Source organism: Natrinema saccharevitans (genome assembly GCF_001953745.1).
GTDB classification, from domain to species: domain Archaea; phylum Halobacteriota; class Halobacteria; order Halobacteriales; family Natrialbaceae; genus Natrinema; species Natrinema saccharevitans.
In genome coordinates this window covers 2,804,890-2,826,078 of record NZ_LWLN01000001.1, presented here as the reverse complement: position 1 = coordinate 2,826,078, position 21,189 = coordinate 2,804,890, and the positions used below count along the sequence as shown (strand labels likewise).

General features: G+C 66.7%; 19 protein-coding genes, 4 tRNA genes, 1 rRNA gene and 1 other RNA gene. 17 read left to right on the top strand and 8 right to left on the bottom strand.

Features of this window, described 5'->3' with window-relative positions; genetic code table 11:
* Positions 1-74 precede the first annotated feature (74 nt).
* Entirely contained in the window at positions 75-890 is an 816-nt protein-coding gene (gene nadC, locus A6E15_RS14410; RefSeq protein WP_076147188.1) for a carboxylating nicotinate-nucleotide diphosphorylase, read from the top strand.
* Positions 891-897: 7 nt separating this feature from the next.
* Here the strand turns inward: nadC and A6E15_RS14405 are convergent, their stop codons facing one another.
* A complete protein-coding gene (locus A6E15_RS14405; RefSeq protein ID WP_076147186.1) occupies positions 898-1,422 on the bottom strand; it encodes a DUF7529 family protein in 525 nt (174 codons plus the stop codon).
* Between the two features lie 132 nt (positions 1,423-1,554).
* Here A6E15_RS14405 and A6E15_RS14400 point away from each other — a divergent pair, with 132 nt between their 5' ends.
* Positions 1,555-1,824: a hypothetical protein gene (locus A6E15_RS14400; RefSeq protein WP_076147184.1), complete on the top strand. Its 270-nt coding sequence runs from the start codon at positions 1,555-1,557 to the stop codon at positions 1,822-1,824.
* A 27-nt stretch (positions 1,825-1,851) separates the two neighbouring features.
* On the opposite strand, the gene A6E15_RS14395 is transcribed toward A6E15_RS14400, so the two are convergent.
* Positions 1,852-2,562 carry a lipoyl protein ligase domain-containing protein gene (locus A6E15_RS14395; protein ID WP_076147182.1) on the bottom strand — a complete coding sequence of 237 codons (711 nt, stop codon included), beginning with the start codon at positions 2,560-2,562 and terminating at the stop codon, positions 1,852-1,854.
* A 57-nt stretch (positions 2,563-2,619) separates the two neighbouring features.
* Between A6E15_RS14395 and A6E15_RS14390 the strand changes: the two genes are divergently transcribed.
* A complete protein-coding gene (locus A6E15_RS14390; protein WP_076147180.1) occupies positions 2,620-3,513 on the top strand; it encodes a hypothetical protein in 894 nt (297 codons plus the stop codon).
* A 99-nt stretch (positions 3,514-3,612) separates the two neighbouring features.
* Positions 3,613-4,104, top strand: a complete 492-nt coding sequence (locus tag A6E15_RS14385; RefSeq protein WP_076147178.1) for a PaaI family thioesterase — start codon at positions 3,613-3,615, stop codon at positions 4,102-4,104.
* A 61-nt stretch (positions 4,105-4,165) separates the two neighbouring features.
* Here A6E15_RS14385 and A6E15_RS14380 read toward each other — a convergent pair whose 3' ends face one another.
* The 3 genes from A6E15_RS14380 to A6E15_RS14375 form a co-directional block, all read right to left on the bottom strand.
* The gene (locus tag A6E15_RS14380; protein ID WP_076147176.1) at positions 4,166-4,405 is read right to left on the bottom strand and encodes a hypothetical protein; all 240 of its coding nucleotides are present in this window, start codon (positions 4,403-4,405) and stop codon (positions 4,166-4,168) included.
* A 215-nt stretch (positions 4,406-4,620) separates the two neighbouring features.
* A complete protein-coding gene (locus A6E15_RS21065) occupies positions 4,621-4,785 on the bottom strand; it encodes a hypothetical protein (protein ID WP_175607271.1) in 165 nt (54 codons plus the stop codon).
* Positions 4,786-4,927: 142 nt separating this feature from the next.
* Positions 4,928-5,500, bottom strand: coding sequence for a cysteine hydrolase family protein (locus A6E15_RS14375; RefSeq protein WP_076147174.1), 573 nt, complete (start codon positions 5,498-5,500; stop codon positions 4,928-4,930).
* Between the two features lie 317 nt (positions 5,501-5,817).
* Here A6E15_RS14375 and A6E15_RS14370 point away from each other — a divergent pair, with 317 nt between their 5' ends.
* The 3 genes from A6E15_RS14370 to A6E15_RS14360 all read left to right on the top strand — a co-directional run bounded on the left by A6E15_RS14370 (position 5,818) and on the right by A6E15_RS14360 (position 10,217).
* Entirely contained in the window at positions 5,818-7,485 is a 1,668-nt protein-coding gene (locus tag A6E15_RS14370; protein ID WP_076147172.1) for an Hvo_1808 family surface protein, read from the top strand.
* A gap of 69 nt (positions 7,486-7,554) precedes the next feature.
* Entirely contained in the window at positions 7,555-9,015 is a 1,461-nt protein-coding gene (locus A6E15_RS14365) for an Hvo_1808 family surface protein (RefSeq protein WP_076147171.1), read from the top strand.
* A 38-nt stretch (positions 9,016-9,053) separates the two neighbouring features.
* The gene (locus tag A6E15_RS14360; RefSeq protein WP_076147169.1) at positions 9,054-10,217 is read left to right on the top strand and encodes a nicotinate phosphoribosyltransferase; all 1,164 of its coding nucleotides are present in this window, start codon (positions 9,054-9,056) and stop codon (positions 10,215-10,217) included.
* Between the two features lie 62 nt (positions 10,218-10,279).
* Here A6E15_RS14360 and A6E15_RS14355 read toward each other — a convergent pair whose 3' ends face one another.
* Positions 10,280-10,879: a TIGR00296 family protein gene (locus A6E15_RS14355; RefSeq protein ID WP_066299859.1), complete on the bottom strand. Its 600-nt coding sequence runs from the start codon at positions 10,877-10,879 to the stop codon at positions 10,280-10,282.
* Positions 10,880-11,057: 178 nt separating this feature from the next.
* Here A6E15_RS14355 and rnpB point away from each other — a divergent pair.
* Together rnpB and A6E15_RS14345 are read left to right on the top strand one after the other, a co-directional pair.
* Positions 11,058-11,545: RNase P RNA component (gene rnpB, locus A6E15_RS14350), an RNA gene on the top strand.
* Between the two features lie 80 nt (positions 11,546-11,625).
* Positions 11,626-12,021, top strand: a complete 396-nt coding sequence (locus A6E15_RS14345; RefSeq protein WP_076148375.1) for a hypothetical protein — start codon at positions 11,626-11,628, stop codon at positions 12,019-12,021.
* Positions 12,022-12,394: 373 nt separating this feature from the next.
* Here A6E15_RS14345 and A6E15_RS14340 read toward each other — a convergent pair.
* A tRNA-Arg gene (locus A6E15_RS14340) sits at positions 12,395-12,467 on the bottom strand.
* A gap of 277 nt (positions 12,468-12,744) precedes the next feature.
* Between A6E15_RS14340 and A6E15_RS14335 the strand changes: the two genes are divergently transcribed.
* The 3 genes from A6E15_RS14335 to A6E15_RS14325 all read left to right on the top strand — a co-directional run bounded on the left by A6E15_RS14335 (position 12,745) and on the right by A6E15_RS14325 (position 15,757).
* The gene (locus tag A6E15_RS14335; RefSeq protein ID WP_076147168.1) at positions 12,745-14,208 is read left to right on the top strand and encodes a single-stranded DNA binding protein; all 1,464 of its coding nucleotides are present in this window, start codon (positions 12,745-12,747) and stop codon (positions 14,206-14,208) included.
* 66 nt (positions 14,209-14,274) lie between these two features.
* Entirely contained in the window at positions 14,275-14,706 is a 432-nt protein-coding gene (locus A6E15_RS14330; RefSeq protein ID WP_066299865.1) for a histone family protein, read from the top strand.
* A gap of 4 nt (positions 14,707-14,710) precedes the next feature.
* Complete coding sequence (locus tag A6E15_RS14325) at positions 14,711-15,757, top strand: histone deacetylase family protein (RefSeq protein ID WP_076147166.1); 1,047 nt, start codon at positions 14,711-14,713, stop codon at positions 15,755-15,757.
* Between the two features lie 78 nt (positions 15,758-15,835).
* Here A6E15_RS14325 and cca read toward each other — a convergent pair whose 3' ends face one another.
* Positions 15,836-17,236 carry a CCA tRNA nucleotidyltransferase gene (gene cca / locus A6E15_RS14320; protein ID WP_076147164.1) on the bottom strand — a complete coding sequence of 467 codons (1,401 nt, stop codon included), beginning with the start codon at positions 17,234-17,236 and terminating at the stop codon, positions 15,836-15,838.
* Between the two features lie 95 nt (positions 17,237-17,331).
* Here cca and A6E15_RS14315 point away from each other — a divergent pair.
* The 5 genes from A6E15_RS14315 (at position 17,332) to A6E15_RS14295 (ending at position 21,159) form a co-directional block, all read left to right on the top strand.
* Positions 17,332-17,404, top strand: a tRNA-Asn gene (locus A6E15_RS14315).
* Between the two features lie 187 nt (positions 17,405-17,591).
* Positions 17,592-18,176: a MogA/MoaB family molybdenum cofactor biosynthesis protein gene (locus tag A6E15_RS14310; RefSeq protein ID WP_076147162.1), complete on the top strand. Its 585-nt coding sequence runs from the start codon at positions 17,592-17,594 to the stop codon at positions 18,174-18,176.
* A 410-nt stretch (positions 18,177-18,586) separates the two neighbouring features.
* Positions 18,587-18,661: transfer RNA gene (locus tag A6E15_RS14305), tRNA-Ile, on the top strand.
* 801 nt (positions 18,662-19,462) lie between these two features.
* A 16S ribosomal RNA gene (locus A6E15_RS14300) occupies positions 19,463-20,935 on the top strand.
* Between the two features lie 152 nt (positions 20,936-21,087).
* Positions 21,088-21,159 (top strand) — tRNA-Ala (locus A6E15_RS14295).
* Positions 21,160-21,189 lie beyond the last annotated feature (30 nt).

Here is a 21,189-nt window from a genome sequence, read left to right as displayed (position 1 = left end):
GGCGAACCGGTCGGTCTCGAGTCCGAATCGCGCCGAGCGGATCGCTTTTTTGCCGGGCGCTCACAGACTCCCGTATGATCACCGACGCGCAGGTCGAACGCTGGCTCCGCGAGGACGTGGGCCACCACGACGTGACCAATCGTGTCCCCGGCGAGACGACCGGGCGACTCGTCGCGAAGGAGTCGGGCGTTGCCGCCGGCCTCGAGGCCGCCGAAGCCGTATTCGACTACCTCGACGTGACCGTGACCGACCGCCTCGAGGACGGAACCGAGATCGAACCCGGCGACGAACTCTGCCGGGTCGACGGACCGGCACGGGACGTGTTGCGGGGGGAACGCGTCGCCGTGAACCTCGCGGGCCACGCGTCGGGGATCGCGACGCGGACGCGCGAGGCAGTCACCGCCGCGCGGTCGGAAGCCGACGACGTCGCCGTCGCCGCGACCCGCAAGACTACCCCCGGCCTCCGCGGGGTCGAGAAACGGGCGGTCGTCGCGGGCGGCGGCGACACCCACCGGCTCGATCTCTCCCACATGGTCATGGTCAAGGACAACCACGTCGCCGAGCTTGGCCTCGAAGAAGCGATCGCTCACTTCGAGGAGCGAACGTCGTTCGCGACGAAACTCGACGTGGAGGTCGAGCGCGTCGCGGACGCCCCGCGTGCGGCCGCAGCGGGTGCCGATATCGTCCTGCTGGACAACATGACGCCCGACCGGACGCGGGACGCGGTCGCGGAACTCGCCGACTACGACGGCGTGCTGGCCGAGGCCAGCGGCGGGATCACCGTCGCGGACGTGCCCGACTACGCCGCCACCGGCGTCGACGTGATCTCGATGGGGTCGCTGACTCACTCGGCGCCGTCGCTGGATCTCTCCTTCCGAACCGGAACCTGACGCCCGCTTACTCCTCGCTCCAGGCCTGTACGTCCGACTCCTCGAGAAAGAGCGAGGGATCGTCGTGGGAGAAGGTCACCCGGCCCGCGACGGGGTCGGCCGCCACGTGAACCAGCAGTTCCGCCTCGAGCAGCGCGGTTTCGAAGACGGACCGACACGCCGTGATATCGTAAACCAGCGGGACGAGGACGGCCGTCTCGGTCTCCTCGTCGCGTTCGACCGCGAGCGCCACCCGCCGGTCGCCGTCCCCCTCCTCGAGGGGCCGGTAGTAGACGTCGGCCGCGGCAATCGTCACGTCGCCGTCCTCGATCAGGCCCTCGACGAGTTCGTACGCCGACTGCGAGACCGCGACGTCGAGTCCGGTTCGGTCGTCGCTCTCGACCGGCGAGACGTCGGCCGGTTCGAGGACGACGGCGTCCCACCCTTCCTCGCGGTACTCCTCGGCGATTTCGGCCGCGTCCTCGAGGAGGTCGTCCCAGGCGGCGTCCGTCCCCGCCGATCCGCCGGCCGACTCCGAGCCGTCCGCCGTCATCGCCGCCCCTCCGGTCGCGTTCGTGTCGTCATGCCTGGGGAAACGACACGGAGACGAAAAACGTTACCTCACTTCGGCAGCCGTCGTGTCGATCGGGGAATTATTACGAACCGGCGCGTCGAACCGACGCGTATGTCCGCCCGTGATGACTCGGGAAACGAGCGCAAACCGTTTCCGAGACGACTGGCCGAACTCGGCGTCTCGATCGTCGTCCTGACCGGCGTGACGGTCGTGGTCGGCTACGGCGGCTGGGCCGTCCTGACGCTGCTCGCGAAACTCGGCGGCCCCGACCCGAAGACGGCCGACGGGGACCCTCTCAGGGAACGGCTGCTGGCCTGGCCCGACCGGAACCGCGAGTTCATGCGAAACGACGGTCGGGGGGTCCTCCCGCTGAAACCGTAGCCAGACGCGGACGGTCGACTCGCTCCGTCACGGTCCGGACTGCACGTCGTCGACCGAACCGACAGTCGCATCGCCGACCAGCGCGTCCTCGAGCGCCGCCCGAACGGGGCCGGGATCGGCCGGCCCGCCCGCCCCCGTGACGGTACCGACCGACGCCGGCTCGAGCGAGAGGTCGAGGGCGTCGTAGACGCCTTCGAGAACGTCCGCGAGCGCCGACCGGTTCGCGACGAGGACGACGCCCGCGACGAGCGCGGCGTCCTGCCGGACCCGCTGGGCGATCCCGACGAGTTTCCGTCGCCCGCCCTCGGTCCCGTCCGCGGCCGACAGCGAGTGGGTCCCGGGACAGAACGCGTCGTCGGGCTCGCCCCTGACCGCGTCACAGCCCAGCCCCTCGAGCGCGCGCTCGACGGCGGCCGTGGCGCGCTCGTAGCGGTCGGTCGTCCCCCGCCGATACTCCTCGACCGGCTCCGCGCGGGCGAAAGCCAGCGTCGTCTCGCCGTCGTAGGCGACCGCCCGCCCGCCGACCGACCGCTCGATCGGCGGGAAGCCCCGGTCGTCGGCCGCCTCCCGGGCGCGGTCGTAGCCCTCGCGTTCGGCGTCCCGACGACCGAACGCGACCTGTCGGTGGGGAACCCAGACCCGGACGGCGGGTTCGTCGTCGGCGGCGCTCGCGAGCAGTCGCCGGGTCGCGTCGCGATCGGCGTCGATCGAGTCGGCCCGTCCGCGAAGCACGCGCATACCGGTCGTTCGACTCGGTGGGTCTAAACGGTCACGCCACCCAGCGTCGGACGATCGATGGTCGTCACGCTCCCCGCAGCAGTCCTGAACCAGTACGAGCGCGTCTCGCTGTACAACTCGCCGTACCCCGCCCACGACGGCGGCTGTGCGATCGATTGCTATCCCGGGACGCGTTCCGACGGGCGGACGACCGCCGCGCCGAGCCCGATCGCCGGCACCGTCCGGGAGACCCGCACCGTCCGCGCACCGCCGAAACCCTACGCGCCCGACCACGACCACCTGATCCTGCTCGAGCCCGCGGCCTCGAGCCCGCTGGCCGGCCTCACGGTTCGAATCCTCCACGTCGAGCCCGCCGTCGCGGCCGGCGATCGCGTCGAGCGGGGCGACTCGCTGGGACGGCTCGTCCGCGCGGGCTTTTTCGCACCGTGGGTCGACAATCACCTGCACGTCGGGTTCCGTGGGCCGGACCAGAACCCCTACCGGGCGTCGGGGTCGCTCCCGATCGAACTCGGGGTATCGGTCCGGCCGCTCGAGTGGGACGGCACCGGCCGGGTCGTCTCGACAGGGGCGACCTACGCGATCCTCGATTCGCCGGTGCATCCGAACCCCGGCGCGGAATTCGCCGGCGTCCAGGCCGACGATGGCGGCGTCCTCGACGGCGGACTTCCACACTACGACGGCGGCGGACTGCTCGAGCACGGCGAGTCCCTCGAGGTCGACGAGCCGACCGAAACCGTCGTCTCGCTGAACGGCGACCGACTCGGCGTCGCGACCGGCCGGACGATCGCGTGGGACGACGTGACCGTCACGGTAAACGACGAGCCGATCGCCGGGCTGTCGCTGTTCTGTGCCCGCGACGGCGCGTTCGGCGCGAAGTTGATCCGTCCCGACTTCCCCCTCGCGGTCGGTGCGGACGTTCGGGTGCGGGTCCGCTCGAGTGCCGAGTGCTGATCGGCGGCCGTCTCCGATCACCGGCCCACGAATCAACGGCGGACAACGGGGCGGCCTGGAAACGTAGCTGTCAAGAGCGTCGCCGAGCGACGGACGGTCATGACCGAAGACGCGCCGACGGAGGACATGCTCGAGGAGTTCGACGACCGGGAGAGCATGCTGCAGTACTTCCTCGACGAGAACCAGGAGTTCCTCTCGTGGCTCGGGACGAGCATCGACCACGTCGGCGACGGGACGATGACGATGTCGATCCCTTACGACGAGAAACTGACGAACACGCGGCCCAACGCCGCCGACGACGAACGGGCGGACATGCACGGCGGCGTCGCCGCGACGCTGATCGACACCGTCGGCGGGCTCTGCCTGCGGACGGCCATGGACGACCCCTTCGGCGCGCGGATCGCGACGATCAACCTGAACCTCAACTACCTCCGGCCGGCGACGGGGGATCTCGTGGCGACGGCGGACGTCGTCCGTGTCGGCGGCAGCGTCGGGGTCAGCGAGATCGTCGTCGAGAGTACGACGCCCGACGGGGAAGCCCACGAGGTCGCGATCGGGCAGGGCGCGTACCGGGTGTTCCGGAGCGACTGATCCCGGTTTCGACCGTCGGCTGTTCTCTCGCTCTTTCCGATCCGACTGCCGATCGGCGCGCCTACGAGTCGGCGGTCAGTATCCGCAGTCGGGCGACGAACGCGACGGTCACGAGCCCGAAGGCGAGCGCCGGCAGGACCGCACTCGCCGAGACGTAGTACCAGAAGGCGTACGCGCTGCCCGCCGCACCGAGCAGGTACACCGGCAGTAACCGCCGTTCGTTCATTCGGCTGCTCCCCCCGCCGTCGACCCGCCGCTCGAGCGGCCCGCGGTCGTCGCGAGCGCCGATCGAATTCCGCACATGCCCGTGCGTTCGACCGACTGTGGGAAACAGCTTCGGATCGGCGGCCGGCGGCCGATCTCCGTCCGCTCGAGGACGGTCGCGTTCTCGCCGGGAGCGATGAGCGGGTCCTCGGCTCTCGGCGGTGCAGCGGACTCGTACGGTGTACTATCCCGATCCCGGTGGGACTCAGAGCGGCTCGCGGTCCCACCGACAACGACGGACGGGAGACCGTATCAGCCGTCGGCGGATACCATCCGCAGCCGAACGACGAGATAACCCGCGACGACGGCGAACGCGCCGGCGTACAGCCACGTGCCGTTCGTCACGGCGTAGGTGAACGCGACGGCGTTGAGCGCGATGCCGATCAGATACAGCGGGCGCAGTCGCCGCCGGTTCACGTGCCATCACCGTCCGTCGCCGACTCGAGGGGCGGACCGTTCGACCCGCCGTCGAGTCGCGATCGCGCGTCTCTCATGGGTGTCCCTTGGACCGACGGCCGTGAAAAGGCGAGGGCCCGGGCGAGCAGCCGTCGACGGACGATCACGCGAACGCGATCTCCGCGCTCGGCTCGACCTCGCCGAACAGCCACGCGGCGTGATCCAGCGCGTACTCGCGGTGGCCGTCTTCGATCGCGCCGATGCAGTCCTCGAGCATGATCGGCCGGAAGTCCCGCAGCCCTGCGCTACCGCCGGTGTGGAGGACACAGACGTTCGCGAGCGTGCCACAGATCACCAGATCGCCGATCCCGCGGGCGTTCAGCCACCCCTCGAGTTCGGTGTTGTAAAAGGCGTCGTAGGTATGTTTCTCGATCACGTGATCCCCGTCTTCGACGGTCAGTTCGTCGACGATCTCTGCCTCCCAGGTGCCCTCGAGGACGTGTTCGCCCCACTGGTCGAACTCGTCGTAGTAGTGGGCGTCGTCGAACTGCTCCGGCGGGTGGACGTCGCGGGTGAAGATCACCTGCGTCCCGGCCTCGCGGGCGCGCTCGAGGAGATCGGCGATCGGCTCGATGACCGCCTCGCTGCCCGGCGCGTACAGCGAGCCGTCCGGATGACAGAACCCGTTTTGCATGTCGACGACCACGACTGCCGTGCGATTCGGCTCGAGTTGCATGGCTATGCCGACGGTACGTGCGGGATCGTGAAAACGTTCGTGCCGGTCTCGAGGGGGTCGTCGACCGCGATCGCCAGTGCGGCAGTCGGTCGGATTCGCCCCGCTCGATACCGACTGCGAGGTCTCCCGTCAGACGGACCGCTGTCGGTCAGTGCCGGTGGAACCGCGACCGCTCTGTAGTCCCACCGGGACGTCGGCACAGCAAACCGTATGAGACGGACGGCGATTCGTCCGACTGTCGCTCGCCGCGGGTGGGGCATGCGGCGTAACCATTGTCCTTTTTACATTCCTGTTCCAACGGATACCTATCACATCGTATGAGATCGACCTCCGCCCGTTCGTCCGTCGCCCTCTTCGCAGTCGTCCTCGCCGCAGTGTTGGTAACCGGCGGGATCGCCGGACCGGTCGTGGCGACGGCCCCGACCGCCGACTCGAGTACAGCGATCGACGCCTCGCCCGCCGCCGAGTCGCTCGCCGCCTCGAGCGCGGCGACGGGAACGCAAACCGATCGTCCCGCCGACCCCTCGACCGAGGACACCGTCGGCTACGTCGAGGGCTACTGGTACGACGACGAGCTGCCGGTCGACGACCGCGGTGACGCCGTCGTCGACGAGTCCGAACTCGACGCCGTCGTCTACCGGTCGATGGCCCGCGTCGAAAAGATCCGGAACCTGACCTTCGAGGAGGGCGTCGACGTCGACGTCGTCTCCCGCTCGGAGTACCGGGACACCAACGAGGAGCGGTTTACCAACGTCACCGATGCCGACCGTCTCGAGGGGAACGTCGGGTACGAGGCGCTGTTCATGGTCGACCGTGACACCGACGCGATCGACTCGATGCGGTCGGTCTACGGCGGTGCCGTCGCCGGCTACTACGATCCCGAAACCGACGAGATCGTCATCGTCTCGGACAACCCCGAGACGCCCGAACTGGACGAACTCACGCTCGGTCACGAACTCGTCCACGCCCTCCAGGATCAGCGGTTCGACCTCGAGTCGCTCGAGGGAACGACCCAGGACAGCGAAACCGCGAAAAACGGTCTCGTCGAGGGCGACGCCAGCTGGGTCGAAAACGAGTACGAGCGCCGGTGTGGTACCGACTGGGACTGTCTCACGCCCAGCGGTAGCGACGGGCAGGGCGACGTCGGCGACGTCAACTGGGGGATCTACTTCAGCATCTACCAGCCCTACAGCGACGGGCCCGCCTACGTCGACCACCTGCGCGAGCAGGGGCCGGGCTGGTCCGCGGTCAACGCCGCCTACGACGACCCGCCGACGACCACGTCGGCGGTGATCAACCCCGGAACCGAGCGCGAGCCGGCGACCGTCCCGGTGCCGGACCGCTCGAGCGAGGACTGGCGACAGCTCCAGGTCGACGGCGAGGTGGCAAACGACACCGTCGGCGAGGCGGGGGTGGTCGCGATGTTCGCCGCCGGCGCGGTCGACCGGAACCGCGAGTCGGTGATCAGCGCCGAGGACTTCTTCGGCGCCGACCTCGGGGAGTACGACTACGACCAGCCAGCCACCGACGGCTGGGCCGGCGACCAACTGGTCGTCTACACGAACGACGACGCCGACGCCGGCAGCGGCCCCGGAGCGGCCGGCGACGCCGGCTACGTGTGGCGAACGCAGTGGGACACGGCCGACGACACCGAACAGTTCGTCGACGCCTACGGGCAGTTGCTCGCGACCCACGGCGCGGAATCAGTCGATGGTCGCCAGGACACCGCCGTCATCGAGGACGGCGGCTACGCCGGCGCGTACTACCTCGAGCGAAACGGGACCACGGTGACGATCGTCCGCGCGCCGTCGGTCGCGGAACTGCCGAACGTCGAGGCCGGTGCCGCGCCGAAGGGCGACGGCGAACTGCTGACCCTCGAGGAGGGAGCCGAGACCGTTCCCGGCTTCGGCGTCGGGGTCGCGGCGATCGCGCTCGCGCTGGCGGCGGTCGTCGCCCGCGTCGCCGCCGGCCGCGGACGGAACTGACCTTCGCGCGAGTACCGATCCGGTTGCCCGACCGATGGCTCTTTGATCGCGTCGCCGAATAGCTACCCAATGCCTCGAGTGCGGCTGTTCGCCGTCCTCGCGCTCGTCGTCCTCTCGGGCTGTGCCGCGCCCGGCGCGTCCGACGGGTTCGACACCGACCGCGACCTCGGCTACGTCGACGGCTACGCCCACGACGACGTCTTCGCGTTCGAGACCGGCGACGGCCTCACCGAGTCCCAACTCGAGGCCGTCACGTACCGCTCGATGGCCCGGATCGAGGTCGTCCGCGGGCTCAAGTACGAACGCGACGTCGACATCGAGATCGTCTCCCGGGACGAGTACCGCGCGCAACGGGCGGCGAGCCGCGGGAACGGCTCGGCGTTCCGGAACGAGGTCTGGCGCGGTGCCTTCCTCGTCGACGGCGGGACCGACGTCGACCGGGTGTTCGACGACCTCTACGCCGATTCGATTCAGGGCTACTACGTGAACGATCGGATCGTTATCATCGCCGACGACACCGACGAGGTCCGGATCGATCGGCGGACGCTGGTCCACGAACTGACCCACGCCCTCCAGGATCAGCACTTCGGCATCGGTCGCGAGAGCGAGACGATCGACGGTCTGCGCGCCGAGAACGGCCTGCTCGAGGGGGAGGCGGGGTACGTCCCCACTCGGTACGATCGCCGCTGTAGCGGGGAGTGGCAGTGTCTGCCGGATCCACAGCCGCCGGCGGCCAGCGGCGAGGCGCTCACCCAGCGGTCGTTCACCGCCGGGCTCTTCCTCTCGATCTACGCCCCCTACGCCGCGGGACCGCCGTTCGCCGCCGATCTCCACGATCGGGGCGGCTGGGACGCGATCGATCGCGCCCACGACGACCCGCCCCGGAGTACCGCACAGTTGCTTCACCCCGAGCGGTATCCCGAGACCGAGCCGGTCGCCGTCGAGTTGGGAGACCGCTCGAGCGACGGCTGGGAGCCCGTCACGGACGGCGGCGAACCGCGGACGGAGACGATCGGCGAGGCGACGCTGTTCGCGACGCTGTGGGAAAACGGCGTCGTCGACCGGCCGCTCACCCGCGGTGCGGGCGCGCTATCGCCGTACAATTACACCCATCCGGCCACCGCGGGCTGGGCCGGCGACGGGTTACAGGTGTACCGGGCGACCGACGGCACCGACCGGACCGGGCACGTCTGGCGACTCGCGTGGGAGGATTCGGCCGACGCGCGCGAGTTCGCCGACGCCTATCGGCGACTCCTCGAGAACCGGGGAGCCGAACGAATCCGAGCCGCGGGTGAGGGCGTCTACCGCATTCCCGACGGCGAGTCGTTCGCCGGCACGTATCGCGTTACCGTCACCGGTGATCGCGTCGAGATCGTCGGCGCGCCGACCGTCGACGCCCTCGCGGCGATCCGTCCCGCGGAGGCGGACGCACGTGAGCCACCGGCGGCGCTCGAGGGGGCGAGCCGACCGCTGTCGGCCGGCCCGCCGGCCCCGACACCGGTGACGCCGGACCCCGTCGCGGCGCCGTAGACGGGCAGCTTTTTTGTCTCCCGCGGGAAACCGACGATATGTCAAATCCGTTCGGAACCGTTCTCCCCGAGGCGATTCTCGAGGGGGAGGCCACCGACGCTTACTTCGAGCGCACGCGAGCGACGCTCGAACACGCGGACAAGAACCCACACGTCGTCGCCGAAGTCACCGCCGACCAGTTTCCGACCGGCGAGTTCGACGTCTTCACCGGTGTGAAAGACGTCGCGACGCTGTTCGAGGGTCGCGACGTCGACGTCGACGCGCTCCCCGACGGCCAGCTGTTCGACGGCGGCCCCGTCTGCCGGATCGAAGGTCCCTACCTCGAGTTCGCCGAACTCGAGACCTCGCTGCTCGGATTCTGCTCACAGCCCAGCGGCTTCGCGACGGCCGCGCTCGAGGCGCGGCTGGCCGCGCCGGAGTCGCTCGTCCTCTCGTTCGGTGCGCGCCACGTCCACCCCTCGATCGCGTCGACGGTCGAGCGGGCCGCGCTGCTGGCCGGACTGGACGGCTTCTCCCACGTCGCGGCCGGCGAGATCCTGGACCGGGAGGCCGGCGGCACGATGCCCCACGCGCTCATGTTCTGTTTCGGCGAGGGCAACCAGGCCGACGCCTGGACCGCCTTCGACGAGGCCGTCGGCGCGGACGTGCCCCGCATCGCGCTGGTCGACACCTTCTGGGACGAGAAAAGCGAGAGCCTGCTGGCCGCCGAGACGCTCGGCGACGATCTCGACGGCGTCCGGATCGACACCACCGGATCCCGACGGGGCGACTTCCGACACATCATCCGCGAGGTCCGCTGGGAACTCGACGCCCGCGGCCACGAGGACGTCGACATCTTCTGTAGCGGCGGGCTCACACCCGACACGATCCGCGATCTACGTACCGTCGCCGACGGCTTCGGCGTCGGCAGCCACATCACGGGCGCCGATTCGGTCGATTTCAGCCTCGACATCGTCGAAATAGAGGGCGACCCGATCTCCAAACGGGGCAAGCTCTCGGGGGTCAAGGACGTCTATCGGACCGCTGACGGCGGCCACCACGTCGCACTGGCCGACCGCGACGGCCCCGACGAGGGCGAGTCGCTGCTCGAGCCGCTACTCCGGGACGGCGAGGTCGTCCGGGAGTTCGACCTCGAGGCGGCGACCGATCGCTGTCTGGCGGACGCCGCTGCCGTCGACTTCGACCCGGCACTCGAGGAGTAGTTCCGGGCGACAGCCGTCGCTTCGCGTTCGAGACGGATCGATCGTCGGAAAACGACGCGGCTCTATATCTCTTCGATGCTGCCGTCGGCCTCGCGCTCGCGGAAGACCTGGCCCTCGAACAGCGTCACGACGACGTCGTCGTTCTGCCAGGCCCCCGGTGCGAGCTTCGCCTTCCGACACGTGCGGTCGAGGTACTCGCGAGCGCTCCAGTCGTTCTCGACGGGCACCGTCGGGTAGAGCCAGCCGCCCTCGCCGCCGTCGATGGCGACGCCGTGGGTACCGAGTTCGAGGTCGGCCAGCGGATCGTCCGTCAGCAGGACGTTCTTGACCGTACAGACCGACACCGTGAGGTTCGGCAGCTCCGAGGGGCTGACCTCGGAGCCACAGGAGTCCTCGCTGGCGGCCTCGATCGCCGCGTCGACGATGACGTGGCCGAGCTGGTCGTCCGAGTGGTAGCCCCCCGCACAGCCCCGCAGGCTCCCCCGGCCGCGAGTCGACTCGAGGCGGACGAACGCGCCGGTCCGCTCGTAGAAGGCCTCGCGCATGCTGCCCGGTTGTTCTCGTTGCCCGTGTTGTACGTAAGATTCGACGGATTCGCGCGCGAGTTCGACCGCGCGAGCCCCGTCTTCGTAGGAGAGGTCGACGCCCTGTCGCTGGGACATACAGATGGACAAGGGGATAGTCGTCCTAAAACGCTTCCATTCGTCGCTGGGTGGTTTTTGAGTCCCCGACCGAGGGACTTATTCGCCCCACGAGCCTACGTCGAGTGGGAGAGAGAGCCCGGCCGCCGCGATGGTCGCACCGGCGACGGTACGACCACCTCACGTGAGCCATCCCCTCGGGATGTGTCACGCTATAACGTTGCCCGTCCCTCCGGGACGCGCAACGCTCGCGAGGAAAGTCCCCCCACCTGTTCGGGCAGGTGACCGGACGCAAGTCCGGAGCGGGAGACCGCTGGCTCTGGAACAGAAACGACACGTCTCGGCCCGACCGATGACGCGTGCGAACCCGACCGAGAGGAAGGGGAGTTGACCCGCAGAGGGTTGCGCGGTCCTCCGGACCGCGAAACGTGAGGCGGCGCGAGCCGCCGAACCGGCGAGCGGCAACCGCCGCGAGCCGCGTGCGGTCGTCAAACCGTGGTTCGAATCCGCGGGTCACGCTCGCCGTGATCGACCGCACACGGACGGCCGAGGACCGATGGAACGGCGAACCCTCACCGGTGCAAGTCCGCGCCGTGGTAGCCCGAACGCCCCGCGGCACCGCCGCGGACGGCGCGGACGCTCAGCCGAATGCCGGGCCGAACAGAAGGGGGCTTACTCCTCTCACCCAATTTTGTACTCGAGCGGCCGCTATCCTCGCAGAAACCTCCGACAAAAGTCATATATTCGCTGTCACGCTCGGTTCTAATATGAACAGCCGCGAAGTCGTCGTCTATCTCGGGGCCATACTGCTGGCGTTCGTGGGGGTACTCGTAGCTGGTTTTGTGGCGTATGTCCTCGAGTTCAACTCAGACATGGTGGAGATCGCAATGTTGCTCGTGTTCTACGGGATCGCACTCGGCGGCGGCCATCTGTACCTCGCGCTCCGAAACGGGGGCAGCGACGTGCCACCGTCTGTACGATGGCGATATCTCGCGGTTCTCATCATCCTCCTCGTCGCAGGTGCTGCACTCGCCGTTACCGGTGAGCAGACCATCGCAACGATCGAACTCAGGACAATCGGACGGGCCGTTATCGGCGTGATGATCGTCGGCTACGTCCTGACTGAAGCCGTCGACGGCTATCGGACGGTTCGCTCGAGTTGATTCGCCAATTTCCGCGGACACGTTTCATCGACATCAGCCGCTCGCTTCGCTCACGGTTTGGTGTCGGTAGATGCGTCCTGACGGAGTCCAACGCGAACGAAGTGAGCGTTGGGCACGTCAGGACCGAACGCAAGAGCGAGTGCTGAACGACGTGAAGCACTCGCGATAAGTGAGCGTCCTGACGGAGATTTGAACACGCCGAGACGTTCCGGGTCGCTCACGTCGTTCGCTCCCGGTCGTCGGCGCTTCGCGCCGACTGCTCGAGGAATCTTCGATCCCTCGCTGGCTGCGACTCGTCTGCTCAAATCTCCGTGTTGGTGTTTCCTTCAGCACAGACTGCTCGCTGCGCTCGCAGTGTTGTGCTGAAGAGAAACGTCCTGACGGAGATTTGAACTCCGGTCCCTGGCTCCGCAAGCCAAGAGGATAGTCCACTACCCTATCAGGACTCATCTCTTCATACCCCGGTGAACATTAAAGCCCTTTCGAAAGGCACCCGTCGTCGTCCCTGATTCACACGGTCTGGACGTGAAGATTTAAATACAGAACCGCGGCCAGTCGAGGGCGTGACTCCCCACTGGCATCCCCTCGAGCGAGCGGCCGACTGCGGCGGTTCGACGCGGCCGAAACCGCCCGACGGAACCGGATTTGTGACCGACGGCTCTCGTCGGAGCGGACGCCGAATGGATAACGCTTATGCGCGGGCTACCCATGCACGAGCATAGAATGAGCGACATCGAGGGCGTATACGAGGACCTCGAGGCCGACGTCTCCCTCGAGGAGTTTCGCGAGGCCGTCGAGGCGAAAGTCGAGCAGATGGGTGGGCTCGCGGACGAGGAGACGGCGGCGATGCTCATCGCTCACGAGATCGGCGAGAGCGAGGTCGGCGGAATCGCCGACATCGAGCCCGGCATGGAGGAGGCGAAGTTCGTCGCCAAGGTGATCTCGATCGGTGAGAAGCGCACCTTCGAACGTGACGGCGAGGACGAGGACGGCCAGGTCGTCAACGTCGAGGTCGCCGACGAGACCGGCTCGGTGCGGGCCGCCTTCTGGGACGACCACGCCGAAGCTGCGATCGGGGAACTCGAGGAGGGACAGGTCCTCCGGATCAAGGGCCGCCCCAAGGAGGGCTTTTCGGGCGTCGAGATCAGCGTCGACGACGTCGAACCGGACGAAGACACCGAGGTCGAGGTGCAGGTCTCGGACACCTACGCGATCGAGGACCTCTCGCTCGGCCTCTCGAACGTCAACCTCGTCGGCCTGCTGCTCGACACCGACAGCGTCCGCACCTTCGATCGCGACGACGGCTCCGAGGGGAAGGTCTCGAACCTCGTGCTGGGGGACTCGACCGGCCGGATCCGCGTCACGCTGTGGGACGAACGGGCCGACCTCGCGACCGAACTCGAGGCCGGGACGACCGTCGAGGTCGTCGACGGCTACGTCAAGGAACGCGACGGCCAACTCGAGTTACACGTCGGCAACCGCGGTGCGGTCGAGGAAGTCGACGAGGAGGTCGAATACGTCCCCGAGAGTACGCCGATCGAAGACGTCGAGATCGACCAGACGGTCGACCTCGCGGGCGTCGTCCGTTCGGCGGACCCCAAGCGGACCTTCGACCGCGACGACGGCTCGGAGGGTCAGGTTCGCAACATCCGCGTCCAGGACGCGACGGACGACATCCGCGTGGCGCTGTGGGGCGAGAAAGCCGACATCGATATCGGGCCCGGCGACGAGGTCGCGCTCGGCGACGTCGAGATCCAGGACGGCTGGCAGGACGACCTCGAGGCCTCCGCGGGCTGGCAGTCGACGGTGACGGTCCTCGAGTCCGACTCGGGGGCGGCCGGCGAGGGGGGTGCTGACAGCTCGAGCGACGAGAACGCCGGCCTGTCCGCGTTCGCCGGCGACGGGAGCGCGGCCGACGGTACCGGCACGACGGACTCGACCGGCGACGGCGATTCGGCGGCCGAAACCGCTGCCGCTGACGGCGCTGCCGCCGAATCCGGCGAGCCGGCCGACGGCGAAGAACTCGAGTTTACGGGCGTCGTCGTGCAGGCCGGCAGCCCGGTCGTTTTGGACGATGGAGAGACGACGATGAGCGTCGCGACCGACGTCGACGTCGGTCTCGGCGAAGAAGTAACCGCCCGAGGGGTCGTCCGCGACGGTCGTCTCGAGGCAAACGACGTGTTCTGAGGTCGCGAGCAACCTCATCGGCCGCCTAGGAAAAGCGTTAAGGGAGTTAGCTTCGCCTATGATTATATGAACGTCGAACTCCCGTTCGCCCCGGTGGATACGATCATCCGGCGGAACGCGGGCGATCTTCGGGTGAGTGCCGACGCGTCGAAGGAACTCGCAACGCGGATCCAGGAACACGGGAGCGACCTCGCGATCGACGCCGCCGAGGAGGCGACGGCGGACGGTCGCAAGACGCTGATGGCCCAGGACTTCGGCGTCGGGACGGTCGTCGACAAGGACGACCTCGAGTTGCCGGTCGCACCGGTCGACCGCATCGCGCGACTCGAGATCGACGACCGATATCGCGTCTCGATGGACGCCCGGGTGGCACTGGCCGACATCCTCGAGGACTACGCCGACAACGTCGCCCGCGCGGCGGCGATCCTCGCACGCCACGCCGACCGGCGAACGATCACCGACGACGACATCGAGACCTACTTCTCGTTGTTCGAGTGAGCAGATGCAGTTCGGCTACAGCGAGGTCTGTCTCGCACACGATCCCGGTTCGCGCCACCCCGAGTCGCCGGACCGGCTACGGGCGATCCGCAAGCGGCTCCAGAAGAAACACGGCGTCGAGTACGTCGAGGCCGACCCCTGCGACCTCGACGCGATGGCGACCGTCCACGAGCGCGACTACCTCGAGTCGGTCCGGGAGTTCTGTGCCGACGGCGGCGGCAGCTGGGATCCCGACACCACCGCCGTCGAGGAAACGTGGGACGCGGCCGCCCGAAGTGCGGGGCTGGCTTGCTGGGCCGCCGAAACGGCTCTCGAGGGCGCAACGGGCCGCGAAACACCCTTCTCGATCGGCCGTCCGCCGGGCCATCACGCGGTCTACGACAACGCGATGGGGTTTTGTTTCGTCAACAACGTCGCCGTCGCCGCCCAACACGCACTCGATCACGACGCCTACGACGTCGATCGGGTCGCGATCCTCGACTGGGACGTCCACCACGGCAACGGCACGCAGGACATCTTCTACGACCGCGGTGACGTCTTCTTCGTCTCGCTGCACGAACAGGGGCTCTATCCGGGCACCGGCGATATCGACGAGACCGGCGAGGGCGACGGCGAGGGGACGACGATGAATATCCCGATGCCGGCCGGCACCGACGACAGCGAGTATCTCGCCGCCGTCGACGGCCCGATTGCCGCCGCGCTCACCGACTTCGATCCCGATCTCCTGTTGACCAGCGCGGGCTTTGACGCCCACCGTCACGACCCCATCTCGCGGATCCGACTCTCGACGGAGGCCTACGCCCTGTTGAGCGACCGGGTTCGAACCCTCGCGGAAGAGACCGACGCCGCGCTCGCTTTTATCCTCGAAGGGGGCTACGGGCTTGACGTCCTCGCCGACAGCGTCGCGATGGTCCACGAGACCTTCGACGGCCGTGAACCGATCGAGCCCGACGACGAGCCCGACGACAACGCCGAATCGACCCTCGAAGATGTCCTCGAAGCACACGACCTCGATGTCGAACTGGACGACTGCTACTATAGTAGCTCTTGAAACGATTCACACACCGACACAACGCTGTCCTGCGATCGGGCGTGCATTGACTTTCAAGAGCTACTACAGCGCTCCGGCTCAGGGCCGGGGCTCGAAATAGGCTGCAAGTTCCGCCCCGAACTCTCCGAGCAACGCAGTGATGTCGTCACCGACCAGCACCTCGTAGCCGTCCTCGAGCGCCGTCTCGACGTGTGTTCCCAGCCCCACGTCGAAGAGCCGGTCGCTCTCGAGGAACTCGCGGGCGGTCGTAAACTCCCGCTCGCGCTCGGTGACGTACCGGTCGTCCTCGATGAACGGCCCGTACGCATCGGGATCGTCCGCGTAGGCGTCGTAGAATCCGTCGGCGTGATCGCGGACGTGGACCGGCGGCCCCTCGTGGCGCTCGACCCCGGGCCGCTCGCTCACCGCGAGTTCGACGAAAACGACGGCGGCCCCGTCGGCCATCGCCGTCGCGCGGAAGACGTCGAACTCGCGATCGTCGAGCCCTCGCGTGATCCCGTCCAGGGACTTCCGGAGTTGCGGATAGAGTTGGTCCTCGACGAGGTCAGGGGCGTCGAAGCGAACGGCGACGGGGGTCGTCCCCCGGCGCTCGAGGTGGCCGCGCAGTTCCGTTTCGGTCAGCGGCTCGGTCGTCTCCGGTTCGAACCACGCCGGCCGCGGCGACTCGAGGAACGCCCGGGCGTAGTGCTGGAACCGGGCGACGTTCGCCGCCGAACAGACGGCGGCGACGTTGCGCTCGGGATCGGTCGGATCGATAACGGCTAGCGGATCGTCGAACGCCTTCGTCCCGTGATCCTCGGGATCGAGTTCCACCGGCGGCCGCCAGTCCGCTGCGACCTCGAGCAATGGTCGGAAGCCGCCGTACTCGCAGACGAGCAGTTCCGTGAGATAGCCGCTGAACCCGCGCGTTCGGAGGTCGCTCCCGTAGACCCCGATCCCCTTGAGGAACTGCTTCGTGAGCCGAACGTCTCCGGCAAGCTCGTCGTCGAGCCGTCGCTTGAGGTATTGGGTATGAAACGGCGTGCGGTCGACGGCCGATCGAATCTCCGTCGCGGACTCGAGCCGGAAACAGGGGACCACGTCGACGTCGAACCCCTCGACCTCGCCCTTGACGTAGGGGTGTTCGGCGTACTCCTCGTGGCCCGACGGCAGCGTCTCGTGACCGACCGCGAGGCCGTACTCCTCGAGAGTCTCGCGGTCGAGTTCCGACGGAAACCGAACGAAGATGTCGATATCGCGGTCGCCGGCGATCCAGGTGTTCCGGGCGGTCGAGCCGACCTGTAAAACGTCGGCCCCGTCACAGCGCTCGGTCGCCGCGGCCTCGGCGCGGTCGATTAGTCGCTCTGCGACCTCGCGAAGCCGCGTCCGTTCCGCCTCGTCGGGGGTCACGCGATCACGAACCTCGGCGAGTACCGCCTCGAGATCGCGGTTACCGTCTCCATCCTCGGGCCCGTCGCGGTCGGCGTCCTCCTCGCTCATCGACCGAGCGTACTCGAGCGGTGCGTGAAAGGGTGTCGAACCCGATGCAGGCAAAACGAAAGCCCTATCAAATACACCCGATTATCGGAGGATAAGCCGAAGTAGCTCAGATGGTAGAGCACCTCGCTGTTAACGAGGTTGTCCCAGGTTCGAGTCCTGGCTTCGGCGTCTTCTCCCGACGCTACATTCGATAGCTCCGTCCTTTTGTTTCCGTCCTCAGTTACCGATCGATGGACGGCGCATGTACTTCCCCAACCGACACGCTCCACTGCTCACAGTAGCCGCTCCGAGGCCGGTCGCGTTCGACCCCGCTTTCGGGGGAGGGATTAACCACCTTCGCCAGTGATGTGTAGCCATGACCACCGATCACGACGAGCGCCGGAGTACTGACGACCACGGTCACGACGTCATCGACCCGCTTCACGTCGGCATCGTTACCGTCTCGAGTTCGCGCGCGCGCGAAGACGACCCTGACGATCCGGGCGGCGACACCATCCAGGACTGTTTCGAGGCCGATGACCACGAGGTCCGAGCGCGACTGCTGGTTCGAGACGACTACTCGGCGATCAAAACCGCCGTCCGGCAACTGGTCGCCCGTCAGGACATCGACGTCGTCTGTACCACCGGCGGGACCGGCGTCACCGTCGACGATGTCTCGCCGGAGGCGACATCGTCCCTGTTCGAACGCGAACTGCCCGGCTTCGGCGAACTGTTCCGTTCGCTCTCTTGGGACGAAGTCGGCACGCGAGCGATGGCATCGCGCGCGACCGCGGGCATCGCGGTCGACACGCCGGTCTTCTGTCTGCCCGGCAGCAAAAGCGCCTGCGAAACTGCCTGCGAGGAACTGATCGTCCCCGAAACACCGCACCTCGCGGGGCTGGCGACGCGTCACCGTTCCGGGACGAGCGACCAGACGCTCGCGGAGTATCGGGACGAGTAGCCGGCCCATGTTCGCCGGCAGTTCCGACGCGCCGTCGACTCGAAACCGGCAGCGACCGCACGTTCCGTGGCGAACTGCTCGAGCCCCGCCTAGAGTAGCTGACACTATTTCCAGCGGTCGCAACGCTATCTCCGCTCGGGTGTCCTATGGCTTGCAGTGGCTACTACAGCCGTTATTGACGCCACGTCCGTTGGTCCGATTTCGATGTGCCCCCACCTCGACTCCATCGCCGAACTTGACCCCCAAGCGCGTGTGCGGGGATCCGCGAATCCCACAGTCGGGTGGACCTCGAGGCCGAGCTGACCGACGCAGAACTCGACGCGCTGACGGCGTCGTCGGGTCCCATACCCTTCTCTCGAGCGGACCAGACAGCAAACGTTAATTAGCGCGCGCGATTGGTCCCGATCGAAGGGCCCTTAGCTCAGTCTGGTAAGAGCGCTCGGCTCATAACCGAGTGGTCGATGGTTCGAATCCGTCAGGGCCCATTCGCGGAACGCCCGAACTGTGGCCGAAAGCGATTCGGCTTTGGGGGTGCCCTGAACAGGTCGAACAGATCGTTTTCTATTTTGAACGAACGAGTCGCTGAACCGAAGGCTAGGCGTCGGATATTGTCGTGGCTACCGGCTACCGACAGCATCGAGTTTCCGGACTGCGAGGGGGTTGCAACGTTCCCAAACTGCCCTCGATTCAGTACGATAGTCGGCCACTGGCTCGAGGCGAGCTACGGTCACTTGGTATCCACTCATATCTTATGCAGCGCTTTGACTTCGGCGATGGCAGAGCATTTCAACTGGCACACGACCCGCGGAGCGTTGCGAGCTAACGCGAGCGGGCCGGAGCAGGCTGATGAGGAATGCGAGTGGTCTACGATGTTCGAACCGGCACTTGCCATATGAAACTGTCATATCGGGGGGATAATTGGAATATCGTCAGGCAATCGTGTGTGGTACTCCCTCTCTGTGAAATATCGGTTCGCAGGCCTTAAGTAGTAACCAGCGATTGTGAATATATACGAAGAAGGAGGCGGCGTGCGTAACTCACTCCGCCACCGCGGATGGCTCGAGTCCGAAGGGATTATGTACCCCAGACGGCGTACGAATACATCCGAAGGAAATGAGGATTCCACCCCTGCGGTCCGCCGTACAGATGGGATCTGATGTTAGCCTTGGTAGTTCGGTGACGCCCGATCGGTCACACGACCGGCGTCAGCGAACGTGGACCCATGTGTGAGTGTGTACCAACATTCACCGCCAACAGACTCTCCCCAACTGGGGAGATCAAATAGCATTCCGGTTGATCCTGCCGGAGGTCATTGCTATTGGAGTCCGATTTAGCCATGCTAGTTGCACGAGTTCAGACTCGTAGCAGATAGCTCAGTAACACGTGGCCAAACTACCCTATGGATCCGAATAACCTCGGGAAACTGAGGCTAATTCGGGATACGATTCACGACCTGGAGTGGTGTGAATCCGAAACGCTCCGGCGCCATAGGATGTGGCTGCGGCCGATTAGGTAGACGGTGGGGTAACGGCCCACCGTGCCCATAATCGGTACGGGTTGTGAGAGCAAGAGCCCGGAGACGGTATCTGAGACAAGATACCGGGCCCTACGGGGCGCAGCAGGCGCGAAACCTTTACACTGCACGCGAGTGCGATAGGGGGACTCCAAGTGCGAGGGCATATAGTCCTCGCTTTTTGCGACCGTAAGGAGGTCGCGGAATAAGTGCTGGGCAAGACCGGTGCCAGCCGCCGCGGTAATACCGGCAGCACGAGTGATGACCGCTATTATTGGGCCTAAAGCGTCCGTAGCTGGCCGTGCAAGTCCATCGGGAAATCCGCGCGCTCAACGCGCGGGCGTCCGGTGGAAACTGCACGGCTTGGGACCGGAAGACCAGAGGGGTACGTCCGGGGTAGGAGTGAAATCCCGTAATCCTGGACGGACCACCGGTGGCGAAAGCGCCTCTGGAAGACGGATCCGACGGTGAGGGACGAAAGCTCGGGTCACGAACCGGATTAGATACCCGGGTAGTCCGAGCTGTAAACGATGTCTGCTAGGTGTGGCACAGGCTACGAGCCTGTGCTGTGCCGCAGGGAAGCCGCGAAGCAGACCGCCTGGGAAGTACGTCCGCAAGGATGAAACTTAAAGGAATTGGCGGGGGAGCACTACAACCGGAGGAGCCTGCGGTTTAATTGGACTCAACGCCGGACATCTCACCAGCATCGACAATGTGCAGTGAAGGTCAGGTTGATGACCTTACCGGAGCCATTGAGAGGAGGTGCATGGCCGCCGTCAGCTCGTACCGTGAGGCGTCCTGTTAAGTCAGGCAACGAGCGAGACCCGCACTCCTAATTGCCAGCAACACCTAGCGGTGGTTGGGTACATTAGGAGGACTGCCAGTGCCAAACTGGAGGAAGGAACGGGCAACGGTAGGTCAGTATGCCCCGAATGTGCTGGGCGACACGCGGGCTACAATGGCCGAGACAGTGGGATGCAACCCCGAGAGGGGGCGCTAATCTCCGAAACTCGGTCGTAGTTCGGATTGAGGGCTGAAACTCGCCCTCATGAAGCTGGATTCGGTAGTAATCGCGCCTCAGAAGGGCGCGGTGAATACGTCCCTGCTCCTTGCACACACCGCCCGTCAAAGCACCCGAGTGGGGTCCGGATGAGGCCGACGCAACGCCGGTCGAATCTGGGCTCCGCAAGGGGGCTTAAGTCGTAACAAGGTAGCCGTAGGGGAATCTGCGGCTGGATCACCTCCACAGACCGGGACCGGGGCGTCGCCCCGGCCCAAAAGTCGTGGCGCGTAGCGCCACGCAGTCCACGTTCGATCGACCCACGTCGTGGCCGATCGGGCACCTTTGAACTACCAAGGCTAACACCTACTCCCGCTGTCCGCCTTTGTGGCGGACGTGGGCCCATAGCTCAGTGGTAGAGTGCCTCCTTTGCAAGGAGGATGCCCAGGGTTCGAATCCCTGTGGGTCCATGGCTCGGGTTGGACCGAATCGTGCCCCTT